This window comes from Streptomyces sp. NPDC005496, assembly GCF_042872045.1.
In the GTDB taxonomy this organism is placed as follows: domain Bacteria; phylum Actinomycetota; class Actinomycetes; order Streptomycetales; family Streptomycetaceae; genus Streptomyces.
Window position 1 is genome coordinate 861,514 of record NZ_JBIAJQ010000002.1, and the last position, 13,153, is coordinate 874,666.

General features: G+C 72.4%; 11 protein-coding genes. 1 reads left to right on the forward strand and 10 read right to left on the reverse strand.

Annotated elements, in window-relative coordinates; translation table 11 throughout:
• The 10 genes from ACFYQQ_RS08330 to ACFYQQ_RS08375 all read right to left on the reverse strand — a co-directional run bounded on the left by ACFYQQ_RS08330 (nt 1) and on the right by ACFYQQ_RS08375 (nt 11,499).
• Nucleotides 1-123 carry a hypothetical protein gene (locus ACFYQQ_RS08330; RefSeq protein ID WP_355781661.1) on the reverse strand — a complete coding sequence of 41 codons (123 nt, stop codon included), beginning with the start codon at nt 121-123 and terminating at the stop codon, nt 1-3.
• Entirely contained in the window at nt 120-2,423 is a 2,304-nt protein-coding gene (locus ACFYQQ_RS08335) for a molybdopterin cofactor-binding domain-containing protein (RefSeq protein ID WP_355781658.1), read from the reverse strand. The genes ACFYQQ_RS08330 and ACFYQQ_RS08335 overlap by 4 nt, the downstream gene beginning before the upstream one ends.
• Complete coding sequence (locus tag ACFYQQ_RS08340) at nt 2,420-4,291, reverse strand: 2Fe-2S iron-sulfur cluster-binding protein (protein ID WP_388903927.1); 1,872 nt, start codon at nt 4,289-4,291, stop codon at nt 2,420-2,422. Before ACFYQQ_RS08340 ends, ACFYQQ_RS08335 begins: the two co-directional genes overlap by 4 nt.
• A complete protein-coding gene (locus ACFYQQ_RS08345; protein ID WP_355793981.1) occupies nt 4,288-5,184 on the reverse strand; it encodes an FAD binding domain-containing protein in 897 nt (298 codons plus the stop codon). The genes ACFYQQ_RS08340 and ACFYQQ_RS08345 overlap by 4 nt, the downstream gene beginning before the upstream one ends.
• Nucleotides 5,185-5,463: 279 nt before the next feature.
• Nucleotides 5,464-7,092 (reverse strand): beta-N-acetylhexosaminidase, encoded by a 1,629-nt coding sequence (locus ACFYQQ_RS08350; RefSeq protein WP_356237600.1) that lies wholly within the window; start codon nt 7,090-7,092, stop codon nt 5,464-5,466.
• 4 nt (nt 7,093-7,096) lie between these two features.
• A complete protein-coding gene (locus tag ACFYQQ_RS08355) occupies nt 7,097-7,957 on the reverse strand; it encodes a carbohydrate ABC transporter permease (RefSeq protein WP_388903929.1) in 861 nt (286 codons plus the stop codon).
• On the reverse strand, nt 7,954-8,952 hold the full coding sequence (locus ACFYQQ_RS08360; RefSeq protein WP_355785735.1) for a sugar ABC transporter permease: 999 nt from the start codon (nt 8,950-8,952) through the stop codon (nt 7,954-7,956). The genes ACFYQQ_RS08355 and ACFYQQ_RS08360 overlap by 4 nt, the downstream gene beginning before the upstream one ends.
• A 4-nt stretch (nt 8,953-8,956) precedes the next feature.
• The gene (locus ACFYQQ_RS08365; RefSeq protein ID WP_355785732.1) at nt 8,957-10,264 is read right to left on the reverse strand and encodes an extracellular solute-binding protein; all 1,308 of its coding nucleotides are present in this window, start codon (nt 10,262-10,264) and stop codon (nt 8,957-8,959) included.
• Between the two features lie 330 nt (nt 10,265-10,594).
• The gene (locus tag ACFYQQ_RS08370; protein WP_356172847.1) at nt 10,595-10,897 is read right to left on the reverse strand and encodes a DUF3039 domain-containing protein; all 303 of its coding nucleotides are present in this window, start codon (nt 10,895-10,897) and stop codon (nt 10,595-10,597) included.
• Between the two features lie 29 nt (nt 10,898-10,926).
• Nucleotides 10,927-11,499, reverse strand: coding sequence for a YqgE/AlgH family protein (locus ACFYQQ_RS08375; RefSeq protein ID WP_356172850.1), 573 nt, complete (start codon nt 11,497-11,499; stop codon nt 10,927-10,929).
• Between the two features lie 252 nt (nt 11,500-11,751).
• Here ACFYQQ_RS08375 and murA point away from each other — a divergent pair, with 252 nt between their 5' ends.
• The gene (gene murA, locus ACFYQQ_RS08380; RefSeq protein ID WP_355794412.1) at nt 11,752-13,098 is read left to right on the forward strand and encodes a UDP-N-acetylglucosamine 1-carboxyvinyltransferase; all 1,347 of its coding nucleotides are present in this window, start codon (nt 11,752-11,754) and stop codon (nt 13,096-13,098) included.
• Nucleotides 13,099-13,153 lie beyond the last annotated feature (55 nt).

The window sequence follows — 13,153 nt, forward strand, 5'->3', positions numbered from 1 at the left end:
TCAGGCGAAGTACACGCCGCCGAGGACGACCACCACGGCCGCCGCCACGAACACCAGGACCCACAGCAGCAGCCGGCCCACCGCGGGAGCGGGCTCGTAGCGCGGTGGCTCCGGGGCCGTCACGCGCCGGTCACCACCGCGGCCTGCGGCCGGATCGGCAGCCGGTTGACGGGGCGGCCGGTCGCCGCGCGGACGGCCGACGCGATCGCCGCCGGGGACGTCACGACCGGCACCGCGCTGACCGCCTTCGCTCCGAAGGGGGCGACGACGTCCCGCTCCTCGACCAGCTTGACGATGCGGATGTCGGGCGCGTCCAGCGAGGTCGGCAGCGCGTAGCCGGTGAGGTCGGGGTGGCGGACCAGACCGCGGGCGGTGCGCAGGTTCTCGGTGAGGGCCGCGCCGACCCCCTGCGTGACGCCGGCCTCGATCCGGGCCGTGACCTGGGCCGGGTTGAGGATGCGGCCGACGTCCTGGGCCAGGGCCAGTTCGACGACGCGGACCGAGCCGAGTTCGATGTCGACGTCCACCACCGCGCGGATCGCGCAGAACGCGAGGCCGACGAACGCGTCGCCCTGGCCCGCGGCGTCCAGCGGCTCCGTCGGGTGGGGCCGGCACTGGGCGGTGGCCCACAGCTCCTTGCCGTCCAGCGCCTCCGTGACGGTCGTCGAGAGCACGCCGTCGTACGACGTGATCTTGCCGTCGGTGATCTGGAGCAGCTCCGTGGACATCCCGAACTTGTGCGCGAGCGGCTGGAGGAGCTGCGTGCGGACCATCTTGGCGGCGCGCTCCACCGCCCCGCCCGACACCCAGGTGTGGCGGCCCCGGCAGCTCGGGCCGGCCGGCGGCTGGTCGGTGTCGACGGGGGCCACGTAGACCTCGTCGATACCGAGGGTCTCCTGGACGATCTGGCGGGCGAGCGTGGTGAAGCCCTGCCCGGTCTCCACGGCCGCGCACAGCACCGTGGCGACGCCGTCGTGGACCTTGACGGTGGCCGTCGAGACCTCGTCCGCGCCCTCGGCGCCGAGCATGTGCACCATGCCGACGCCGTAGCCGACGCCCCGGCGCACCGCGCCCGGTTCGCCCGCGCCCTCGGGACCGCCGGGCAGCAGCCACTCGTCCTCGGGGGTGTCCTTGGGCAGCGCGGGCAGCGGGAAGTCCCGCACCGCCTGGAGCAGTTCGGCGACCGGCGCCGGGCAGGTCACCGTCTGTCCGGTGGGCAGGACATCGCCGGTGGCCATCGCGTTGCGCAGGCGCAGCTCCGCGGGGTCCATGCCGAGCTTCTTCGCCAGCTTGTCCATCTGCGCCTCGTAGGCGGCGCAGACCTGCATGGCGCCCTCGCCGCGTACGTGGCCGGAGGGCGGGTTGTTGGTGCGTACGGCCCAGCCCTCGATGAAGGCGTTCGGGACGACGTAGGGGCCGCAGGCGAAGGAGACGGCGGCGGCGAGCGCCTCGGAGGACGTGTCGGCGTACGCGCCCGCGTCCAGGAGGATCTGTGCCTCGACCTTGACCAGCCTGCCGTCGGCGTCCGCGTGGTGGCGGTAGCGCAGCAGGGTGGGGTGGCGGTGGGCGTGCCCGAGGAAGGACTCCTCGCGCGTAGCGGTGAGTTTGACCGGGCAGCCGGTCTTCAGCGCGAGCAGGCCGAGCGGGAGCTGGATGCCCTGGTCCTCGCGGTCGGCGGTGGCCCCGGGGACGCCGGTGACGACGACCTTGACGCGGTCGGGTTCCAGTCCGTAGCAGGCGGCGGCCGCGTCGCGGTCGGTGTGCGGGTCGGTCGACGCCACGTACAGCTCGACGCCGCCGTCCGGGCGGGGCACGGCGAGGCCGGCCTCGGCGCCGACGGGCGCCGGGTCCTGGCGGCCGATGCGGTACAGGCCCTCGACGACGAGTTCGCCGGCCGCGTCCGGGTCGCCGTGGCGCAGCGGGATGTGGCGGATCAGGTTGCCGTCGGGGTGCAGGGGTTCGGCCTCGAAGGCCGCTTCCGGGTCGGTGACCGGGTCGAGCACCTCGTACTCGACGATGACGGCGGCGGCGGCCATCCGCGCGGTGTCGGGGTGGTCGGCGGCGACGGCCGCGATGGGCTCCCCGTGGTGGCGTACGACCTCGGAGGCGAACACCGGCCGGTCGGCCTTGCCGCGGCCGTGCAGCGCGGTGCCGGGCACGTCCTCGTGGGTGACGACGGCGTGGACGCCGGGCATCTCACGCGCGTGGGTGGTGTCGATGGACACGATGCGCGCGTGGGGGTGCGGCGATCTCAGCACGGCGGCCCAGAGCAGGCCCTCGGCCCACAGGTCCGCGGCGTACGGGAAGGTGCCCTCGGTCTTGGCGCGGGCCTCGGCGGACGGCAGTGACGCGCCGAGGCCGTGCGGCAGCGGTTCGGGGGCGGGCGGTGCCGCGGTGGTCTCCGTGGCGGCTTCGTTGCTCACGCCTGGCCTCCGTCCTGGCCGTACGGCTGGTCGTGCGGGGTGGCCGGTTCGAACGCCGACCTGTTGACGCCGCCGTCGCCCGGGCCCGCCTGGTGCGGGATGCGGGCCTCGTCGCCGTCCTGGTCCCCGTTGGCGGAGTGCGCCTCGCGTTCGGCGACGACCTCGCGCACGGCGTCCAGGACGCCGCGGTAACCGGAGCAGCGGCACAGGTTTCCGCAGAGGGCCTGGCGGGCCTCCAGCTCGGTCGGCGCCGGGTTGCCCTCCAGCAGGTCGTGCACGGTCATGGCCATGCCCGGAATGCAGAAACCGCACTGGACCGCACCGCACTTGGCGAGCGCCCGCTGCACGTCGGAGGGCTGTCCGTCGGCGGCGAGGCCCTCGACGGTGCGCACCTCGCTGCTCGCGGCGGTGACCGCGGGCACCAGGCAGGACGCCACGAGCCGGCCGTCCACCTGGACGTTGCAGGCGCCGCACTCGCCCTGCGAGCAGCCGTCCTTGGCGCCGGCGAGGCCGAGGCGCTCGCGCAGGACGTAGAGCAGCGATTCGCCGATCCAGGCGTCGGTGACGGGGCGGTCGGCGCCGTTGACCCGCAGGACGTACGACGACATGGGGTGCTCGTCGTGCGCGGGGGCGGGGGCTTCGGTGGTGTCGGTGGTGTCGGTGTCCTCGGAGGCGGACCGTTCCGCCGGGGCCGCGTCGGGTCCGGCGGCGTCCGGGGTTTCGGACGTCACCGGGGCCGACGGGGACGTCTCGTAGGCGGTGCCGGTGGTCTCGGGTCCGGCGGACTCGGGGCCGGTGTCCGGCGCGAACTCCGCCGTCTCCCGGGTGCGGCCGCCGGCCTCGAACTCCGGCCCGGCCGCCTCGAACCCGCGCCCCTGCGTCTCGTGGCCGTGCGGGACCGTCTCGTGGTCCTGCGGGGCCGTCGTGTGTGCGTGCGCGCCCGTCGCGTGGCCGTCCGCGGCCGCCCCGGGTCCGGGCGCGCCCGTGTCGTGGCCGTGCGGAGCCGTCGCCGGTCCGTCCTTGGCCGTCTCGTACGGGTGCGCGTCCGCCTCGGCTCCGCGCCGGGCGTCCTCGTGGCCGTCACGTCCGTAGCCCTCGCGGGCCACCGCCTCAGCGGCCTCAGCGGCCTCGTGGACGCGCTCGGACGCCTCCTGGGCGGCCTGCGCGGTCGCGCCGGGGTAGGAACCGCCCGGCGCCTCTCCCGGCGCCTCAGCGGCCGTTCCGGCACTCGCGTCCGGAGCGTGCTCGCGGGGGCCGGCGAACCACGGCTCGCCCACGGTCTCGGTCGCCCAGGGCGCAGCGGCGCCGCCGGGGAGCGTGGCGGGCGGCGTACCGCCCCACTGCTCGACGAGCGACGACGTGGTGAACTCGCCCGACTCGTCCGGAAGATCACCGCCGGCCACCGGGATCGACCACTGCCCGGTGACGTCGTGCCCGGCGGGCTCGTGCCCGTAGGACGCGCCGTCGGAGGGCTGCTGCCCCTCGGCGGCGTGCGAGCCCTCGGCGTCCGCGAAGGTCCACTGCCCGGTGGCTCCCGGCCGGTACGAGAAGCCGTCGTGGGCGCCCTCCTGGGGCACCGCGTTCGGGTCCGGCCACTGGACGCCCTCGGCCGGCACGGCCCAGCTGCCGGTGGCCGCCGGGTCGGTGCCCGCGGTGGTGGCGGGGGTGACCGTTATCTGCGGGGGCACGTAGCCGTGCCCGGGGGCCGCGAGCGGGCTGTCCCGTTCCGCCAGGAGGGCGTCCATGCCCCCCTCGGGGAGCTTGACGAAGGCGGTGGCGCCGTCGTCGTAGTCCCCCTGCGGCAGCCGCTCCCAGGCTCCGTGGGTGCCGCCTCGGGGGGCGTCCTCTCCGTGCTGGTCGTCGGTCACGACAGCGCCCTCCCCAGTGCTCGTCGGGCCAGCGCGGCGACGGTGCGCCGCAGGTGCAGTACGGCGGGCGGAAGCTGCGGCAGGGAGCCGTCCTCCGCCGGGACGGGGTCCGGGATGCAGGCCGCGGCGACGTAGTCCCCGAAGGCTCCCAGCGCCTCGGGCACCAGGGCGCGGTTGTTGTCCCAGTCGATCAGCGAGGCGACCCACTGCTCGGCGTCCAGGGGGCGCAGCGGCATCGGCGCTATGGCTCCGACGGCGCACCGCACCCCGCGCCGGGCGGGGTCGAGGACGAGCGCCACGGAGGCGATCGCCCGGCCGGGTCCGGTGCGTCCGGTCGCCTTGACGAAGACCTGCGGGGCGTGCAGCAGCGGCACGCGCACGTAGCCGATGAGTTCGCCGCCGCGGAGCATGTCGACGCCCGCGAGGAGGTGCGAGACCGGGATCTCGCGGCGGCCGCCGGCGGGGCCCGCGATGATCAACGTGGCTTCCAGGGCGGCCAGTACGGGCAGCGCGTCCCCGGTGGGCGAGGCGGAGGCGATGTTGCCGCCCAGGGTGCCGGCGTTGCGGATCTGCGGCGGTCCGGCGGCGCGGGCGGCGGCGGCGAGCGCGGGGATGAGGGCGGCGAAGTCGGGGCGGCCCATCCGCGCGTGGGTGAGGCCCGCGCCCAGCAGGGCGTGGCCGTCCTGGTACTGCCAGCCGCGGATCTCGCTGATGCGTCCGAGGCCGACGAGGGCGGCGGGCCTGAGCTGCCCGGAGTTGACGGCCGCCATGAGGTCGGTGCCGCCCGCCACGGGTACGGCGGCCGGCATGGCGGTGAGGGCTGCCACGGCCTCGTCCAGCGAGCCGGGCAGCGTGACGGCTGCCTGCGCCGCCTGCGGTGCTTGCGTGGTCAAACCGGCTGCCCCTTCCCGCTGCCCCACCTGGTCCCACCTGTGTTGCCGTACGGTACGTGCTGACAGGGCGGACGTGGCAACTCTGGCACATCTTCCCCGGCCCTCGACGCGGGGGTCCGCTAGGAGGCATTCGCCCCTCTCACCTGCGAGATGGTCCGTTTTCGCACGGCATCGCCGGTCCGGGCGAATTGGCACTCTTCGGTGACTCCCGGGGCTTTCCTCCGGCCGGCCGCGCTCCCGGGGTGCGCACTCCCCCGGGGCGGCCCTCAAGGCGGCTCCTCAGGCGTTCGGCGGCGCCCCCTCGATCGGGCGTCCGAGCACCCCGGGCCGCCGCTGCCACGGCCGGGGTCCCGTGGGCGGCCGGTAGGCGACACCGAGCGCGTCGAGCCGCGCGTAGTGGGCGCCCATCCGCCGCTCGAACCCGGCGAAGTCCCGTTCGGCGGGGGCCGGCAGGGCGCTCCAGGCGACCTCGGCGAACGCCGCGAGCCGCGGGAACACCTGGTAGTCCACGCGCGCCTGGTCCTCCATCACCTCGGTCCACACGTTCGCCTGGGTGCCCAGCACGTGCCGCGCCTCCTCGGGGGTCAGCTCCGGCGGCACGGGCTCGAAGCGGTAGACGTCCTCCAGGGTGCGGACGTAGCCGATGGGCACCGGCTCGTCCTCGCCGCCGTGCTGACGGTGGTCCAGGTACACCTGCTGCTCGGGGCACATGACGACGTCGTGGCCCGCGCGCGCGGCGGTGATGCCGCCCTGGTAGCCGCGCCAGGAGGACACGGCGGCGCCCGCCGCGAGTCCGCCCTCCAGGATCTCGTCCCAGCCGATCAGCCGACGCCCGCGCGCGGAGAGCCAGTTGTCGAAGTGTCCGATGAACCACGCCTGGAGCCCGTCCTCGTCCCCGACTCCGAGTTCCTCGATACGTGCCTGCGCGGCCGGTGAGCGCTTCCACTGGTCTTTGAGGCACTCGTCGCCGCCGACGTGGAAGAACGTCGAGGGAAAGAGTTCGAGGAGTTCCTCGAAGACCCCTTCGTAGAAGCGGAGGGTGTTGTCGGTGGGGGCGAGTACGTTCTCGGAGATGCCCCAGTTGTCCCAGACGGAGAGGGAGGCCGTGTCGACGACGTCGGAGTTGCCGAGTTCCGGATACGCGGCGATGGCGGCCTGCGAGTGCCCGGGGATGTCGATCTCCGGGACGACGGAGATATGCCGCTCGGCCGCGTAGGCGACGATCTCGCGGATGTCGTCCTGGGTGTAGAAGCCGCCGTGCGGTTTCTCCTCCCACAGGGGTGAGGCGCGGTGGCCGAATTTCGTGCGGGACCGCCAGGCGCCGACCTCCGTGAGTTTCGGGTACTCCTTGATCTGGACACGCCATCCTTGGTCGTCCGTCAGATGGAAGTGGAAGACGTTGAGTTTGTGTGCGGCCAGCAGGTCCAGATAACGCAGGACCCCTTCCTTGGGCGTGAAGTGGCGGGCCACGTCGAGCATCAGGCCGCGCCAGGGGAACCGCGGGCCGTCCTCGACGGACAGCCGCGGCACCGTGTGGCGTCCGCCCGGGCGGACGGGGGCACGCCGGAAGGCGTCGGGGCCGAGCAGCTGACGCAGCGTCTGGGCGCCCCAGAAGACGCCGGCCGCGCCGCCGCCGGTGATCTCGACACCCCGGTCCGCGCTCGTGACCAGCCGGTACGCCTCCGGTTCCAGACCGGCGTCGAGACGCAGCCGTACCGTGTTCGCGCCGTTCGCGCCGTCCTCCTCCCCCGGCGGCAACGGCAGACCGAGCGCCGCGCCGAGGACGGAGCGCAGCCACCTCTGCGTGCCCTCCGTGCCGGGCGCGCCCCACAGGGCGGTCGCCTCGTCGAGCACCGTGTCGCCCGCTGCCGGGCCCGTCACGGCGCGCGGCGCCGGAATCAGATCCATCACGTCAGTCCTTTACCGCTCCGCCGAGGCCCGAGACGAGCCTCCGCTGTACGAGTACGAAGAAGATGAGTACGGGAATCGTCATGAGCGTGGAAGCCGCCATCACGCCGCCCCAGTCCGGCTCGTCGGGTTTGTAGAAGACGAGCAGGGCCATCGGCAGGGTGGACTGGGAGGTGTCGCTGATGATGAACGACTTGGCGAACAGGAAGTCGTTCCAGGCGGAGATGAACGAGAAGACGCTCGTGGCCACCAGTCCCGGGAAGACGAGCGGGAACAGAATCTGCCAGAGGAATCGCGTCCGGCTCGCTCCGTCGATGAACGCCGCCTCCTCCAGCGCCTCGGGAACCGCCTTGACGAAACCCCTCAGCATCCAGATCGCGAAGGGCAGCGAGAAGGCGATGTGGGGCAGGATCAGCGAGCCCAGGGTGTTGAGTTGGCCGAGGTCGCGCATGACGAAGAAGAGCGGGATCGCCAGCGCCTCCACCGGCACCATCTGCGCGATGAGGAACATGATCAGCAGGGTGGTGCGGAAACGGAAGCGGAATCGTGTCACCGCGGTCGCGGCGAGAAAGGCGACGAGCGCCGAGACGACGACCACCGAGCAGGCGACCACGAGGCTGTTGACGAAGTACCGGCCGAATTCCTGTTGCCCGAGGACGCGCCGGAAGGAGTCCAGCGACGGCGAGTTGGTCCAGGGCCGGGGTTCGCTGGACTCGATCTCCCCCGCCGGCTTGAAGGCGCCCAGCACCATCCAGTAGAGCGGGAAGGCGACGGCCACCGCGATCAGCAGCGCGGACGCCTCCGCCGCCAGCCGCCAGGGACGCCGGGGGCGCAAGGCTCCTCGCACGGTGTCCAGAGCACTCACAGTTCCTCCCCCTGCCGGCGCAGCAGCCGCAGGTACACCAGCGTGACGGCCATCAGCAACAGCAGCATCACGACGCCGATCGCGGAGCCGAGGCTGTACTGGGACGAGGCGAACGCCTTCTGGTAGGCGTACACGTTCAGCACGAGGTTCTGCCCGGCGATGCCGCCGCCGTTGGTCATGACGTAGATCTGCGTGAAGACCTTGAAGTCCCAGATGACGGACTGGATCATGACGACGACCAGGATCGGCCGGAGCATCGGCGCGAGCACCGAGCGCCACACACGCCACTGCGAGGCGCCGTCCAGGGAGGCCGCCTCCAGCACCTCGGACGGCACGGCGCGGATGCCCGCGTACACCGTCACCATCACGAACGGGAAGGAGCACCAGACGACTTCGAGCAGGACGAGCGCGAAGGCGCTGTAACGCCCGTACGTCCATGAGTGGTCGCCGAGCCCGAGGACGCGGTTGACCGGGCCGAAGTCGGGGTCGAAGAGGAACAGCCACACCGTGGAGCCGGTGACGGCCGGGGTCGCCCAGGCACCGAGCGCCGCCAGCATCAGCGCGAGCCGGGGCAGTGCCCGGACCCGGGTCAGCAGGACGGCCAGCGCGCAGCCGGTCGCGAGGGTCGAGACGACGCACGCCGCCGCGAACACCACGGTGGCGAGGAGCACCCGCCAGAACTCGTCGTCGGCGAAGAGCGTCGCGTAGTTGCCGACGCCCTGGAAGGTGGTCGGTTCACCGCCGCTGACCTGGGCCTGGGTGTACTCCAGGAACGAGATCAGGCCGAGCTGGTAGAGGGGGTAGACGAGCAGGCCGGCGAGGACGACGAGGGCGGGGGCGAGGTAGAGCCAGGGGGTCCAACCACCGCGCCCGCGCCGCGACTTCACGGGCTTCGTCTTCGCGACGGGGGCCGGTCGGGGCCGTTCGCCGGGCGGTCCGGCGGGTCCGTCCGGGCCGGGCCGCCCGGCGACGCGGAGGGTTTCGTGCGCCGTCATCGGTTCAGCCGACGGAGCTGAAGGCGTCGTCCATCTTCTTCGCCGCGTCCTTCGAGGCCCGCGGCACGTCCTTCTTGCCGCTGACGACCTCCTGGAACATGGTCGGCAGGACGAGCGAGGCGTCGATCTGGGCCCAGGCCGGCGAGGCGGGGACGAACTTGGCGCCCGCGGCGAGGGTCTTGACGAAGGGCTCGACGAACGGCTCCTTCTTCGCGACGTCGGCCCGCACGTCGGTGTACGTCGGCAGGAAGCCCATGGCGTCGAAGAGTTCGCCCTGCGTCTTCTTGGACGCGAGCCGCTTCAGCAGGTCCACGGCGAGGGAGCGGTGCGAGGTGCTCTTCAGGACGCCGAGGTTGTTGCCGCCTGCGAAGGCCGGGGCTATCTCCCCCTTCTTCAGGCCGGGCAGCGGGACGACGGCGTACTTGCCCCGAACCTTTCCGGCTTCCACGGCCGCGTGGCTGAAGTCGCCGCCGATGGCCATGCCGGCCTTGCCCGCGGCGAAGGCGGTGACGGTGTCGTTGCCGCCCATGCCCGCGCACTTGGCGGCCGGGCAGTTGGTGTCGCCGAAGAGCGAGGTGTAGGCCTTGATGCCCTTCTGCGCGGCGGCGCTGTCGATGGCGGAGGCGTACGAACCGCCCTTGCCCCGGGCGAGTTCACCGCCGTTGGCCCAGATGAAGGGCATCGCGCCGTAGGTGTAGGCGCCGCCGACCGCGAGGCCGTACAGGTCGGGCTTCGCGGCCCGGATGCGCCGTGCGGTGTCGATCAGTTCGGCCTGCGTGCGCGGCACGTCGAGGCCGAGGTCCTCGAAGACGTCGGTGCGGTAGTACAGGGCGCGCACGCCGACGAAGAGGGGGGCGCCGTAGACCTTCCCGTCCACCGTCACGGACTGGCGGGCGGTCGGATCGGAGTCCTTGGCCTCCTTCCAGTCGGTGAACTCCCGTGTGATGTCGGCCAGTCCACCGTCCTTGACGTAACCGGCGGTGTCGGTGTTGCCGTACTCGATCACGTCGGGCGCGCTCTTCGGGTCGTTGAAGGCGGCCTTGATGCGCTGGGCGCGCGTCTCGACGGGGATGTACTCGACCTTCACCTCCGCGCCCGGGTGCGCCTTCTCGAAGCCGGCCACGGCGGCGCCGACGACCTTCTCCTTGGGCGCGTTGGCGACCTCCTGGAAGAGCCACACGCGCAGGGTGCCCTTCTTCTCGTCCTTGCCGGAGGAGGAGTCGTCGGACGTCTGTGGGGCGCAGGCGGTGGCGGTCAGCGTGGCCGCCACCAGGGCGGCCAGCGACGCGGTCAGGCGGACAGAGAGCTTCATCGAGCATCCTCCGGGGGGGAGTGCGTTGCAACATACGCAATGGCGGTTTCGCACTGCACAACACACCGGAGGCTATGGAGTAGAGGAAGGCGCCCACAAGAGGTCTCAACCACTCTGTGACCCCGGGACGCACTCCGTGCAACGGGCGGACCGCGACGGCTCATCCGGAACCGCACTGCCCGGACCCGGCCGACTTCACCGGACGCCCCCGGGACGGGAGCCGCGCACGCCTCAGGGCACGACAAGGCCGCGGCACCCCGGTCCGGGGTGCCGCGTCCGTGCTGGATCCACGCGGCTGACGCGCCGAGGGAGGGCGGGACCGCCCGCGCCCTACTTCTTGTCGCCGCCCTTGCCGCCGTCCTTGTCGCCGCCGGCGCCCATGGACTCGTAGATCTCCTTGCACATGGGGCACACGGGGTACTTCTTCGGGTCGCGGCCCGGGACCCACACCTTGCCGCAGAGGGCCACGACGGGCGTGCCGTCGAGGGCGCTCGCCATGATCTTGTCCTTCTGGACGTAGTGGGCGAAGCGCTCGTGGTCGCCGTCGCCGTGCGACGTCTGCGGCGTCGGCTCTACGAGGGTCCCCGTCCCAGTACCTCGCTGGGGCTGGGTCTCAGGCTCAAGAGTGCTCATGTCCGCAAGGGTACTGAAGGTCACAGCCATCAGTTGAGCGAAGGGTCGTCCGGATAGGTGGCCACCATCGCCAGGTCGCTGCGCTGGCGGCGCAGGACCTCGCGCCACAGCCGCTCCGGGGAGGGCGAGGAGACGTCTCCCGGCTCGGACTCGACCACGTACCAGGCGCCCTCGGAGAGCTCGTCCTCCAGCTGTCCCGGGCCCCAGCCCGCGTAGCCGGCGAAGATCCGCAGCGAGCCGAGGGCCGCGGCGAGCAGCTCGGGCGGCGCCTCCAGGTCGACGAGCCCGATCGCGCCGTGCACCCGGCGCCAGCCCAGCGGCGACTGCTCCCCCGACGCGTCGCCGGGGATCACCGCGACGCCCAGAGCCGAGTCGAGCGAGACCGGCCCGCCCTGGAACACCACGCCCGGCTCGCCCGCCAGGTCCGCCCAGGCCTCCAGGATGTCGCTGACGTCCACGGGCGTGGGCCGGTTGAGGACGACGCCCAGGGAGCCCTCCTCGTCGTGGTCGAGGAGCAGCACCACCGCGCGGTCGAAGTTCGGGTCCGCCAGGGCGGGCGTGGCCACGAGCAGCCGCCCTGTGAGCGAGGACACCTCGGTCATGCCAGACATGATCTCGCATCTTCCCGTCACGTGGGGAGCCAATGCGGGTACGCGAGTGAATGCAGCTCAGGGCGTAGAGGAGCGGGACCGGCGCACGGCGTGGCCGGTGACCCGGTGTGCCCGATTAGGAACGGTTCGTGTTGTGGCAAAGCTATGACGTAGCTGGGAGGTCCTCGGGCTTACAGAAGGGGGGTGGGCGGCCATTACGCTTGCCTCTTCAACCCCTGCCCACCTCACCGGAACGCGAGATTCATGACCGTCAACGGCTCTGATGACGTATTGCTTGTCCACGGCGGCACCCCGCTCGAGGGCGAAATCCGTGTCCGCGGTGCGAAGAACCTCGTACCCAAGGCCATGGTCGCGGCCCTGCTGGGCAGCGCTCCGAGCCGACTGCGCAACGTCCCGGACATCCGCGACGTGCGGGTCGTGCGCGGGCTGCTGCAGCTGCACGGCGTGACGGTCCGTCCGGGCGAGGAACCGGGCGAGCTGGTGCTCGACCCGTCGCACGTGGAGAGCGCGAACGTCGCCGACATCGACGCCCACGCGGGCTCCTCGCGCATTCCGATCCTCTTCTGCGGTCCGCTGCTGCACCGCCTGGGGCACGCGTTCATCCCCGGTCTGGGCGGCTGCGACATCGGCGGCCGGCCGATCGACTTCCACTTCGAGGTGCTGCGGCAGTTCGGCGCGAAGATCGAGAAGCGGGCGGACGGCCAGTACCTGGAGGCCCCGCAGCGGCTGCGCGGCACCAAGATCAAGCTGCCGTACCCGTCCGTGGGCGCGACCGAGCAGGTGCTGCTGACCGCGGTGCTCGCCGAGGGCGTCACGGAGCTGGCCAACGCGGCCGTGGAGCCCGAGATCGAGGACCTCATCTGCGTGCTGCAGAAGATGGGCGCGATCATCGCCATGGACACCGACCGGACCATCCGGATCACCGGTGTCGACACCCTGGGCGGCTACACGCACGCGGCCCTCCCGGACCGCCTGGAGGCCGCCTCCTGGGCTTCCGCGGCCCTGGCGACCGAAGGCAACATCTACGTCCGCGGCGCCCAGCAGCGCTCGATGATGACGTTCCTGAACACCTACCGGAAGGTGGGCGGTGCCTTCGAGATCGACGACGAGGGCATCCGCTTCTGGCACCCGGGCGGCCAGCTGAAGTCGATCGCGCTGGAGACGGACGTCCACCCGGGCTTCCAGACCGACTGGCAGCAGCCGCTGGTCGTCGCCCTCACGCAGGCCACGGGCCTGTCGATCATCCACGAGACGGTGTACGAGTCCCGGCTCGGCTTCACCTCGGCGCTGAACCAGATGGGCGCGCACATCCAGCTGTACCGCGAGTGCCTCGGCGGCTCGAACTGCCGCTTCGGCCAGCGCAACTTCCTGCACTCCGCCGTCGTTTCGGGCCCCACGCGGCTCCAGGGCGCCGATCTGGTGATCCCGGACCTGCGCGGCGGGTTCTCGTACCTGATCGCCGCTCTCGCGGCCCAGGGCACCTCCCGGGTGCACGGCATCGACCTCATCAACCGCGGCTACGAGAACTTCATGGAGAAGCTCGTGGAGCTCGGTGCGAAGGTCGAGCTGCCCGGCAAGGCGCTCGGCTAGCGGGACCGGCCCGGGCCGGCGGCGCGACCGCCGGCCCGGGCCACGGCAGACACCA